Origin of the sequence: Asaia krungthepensis NRIC 0535 (assembly GCF_025995175.1) — a bacterium.
Lineage (GTDB): Bacteria > Pseudomonadota > Alphaproteobacteria > Acetobacterales > Acetobacteraceae > Asaia > Asaia krungthepensis.
The window spans coordinates 1-203 of sequence record NZ_BAPV01000029.1 but is presented as its reverse complement, the minus strand read 5'-3'; the positions used below and the strand labels follow the sequence as shown (position 1 = coordinate 203).

At 62.1% G+C, this 203-nt stretch carries 1 protein-coding gene; it reads right to left on the bottom strand.

Going from position 1 to position 203, the window contains the following annotated elements:
• On the bottom strand, positions 1-173 hold a 173-nt coding region (locus AA0535_RS10855; protein ID WP_264816161.1), incomplete at its 3' end, for a transposase.
• Positions 174-203 lie beyond the last annotated feature (30 nt).

The following is a 203-nucleotide window of genomic DNA, read 5'->3' as shown; positions in this document are numbered from 1 at the left end:
CGCACCGCGTTGATCACCTCGCGAAATTCGATCTCGCGTGGACGGCCCATGCGCCCCGGTTCGGGCATCAGCGGCGCGATCCGCTCCCATTCCTCGTCCGTCATGTCCGACGGATAGCGCTTTGTCTTGCGGGCAATCCCGGCCATTCGGGCCCTCTGCTCTGGTGTCCACATCCAGAGCTTGAATCACATCTGCTCCAACTT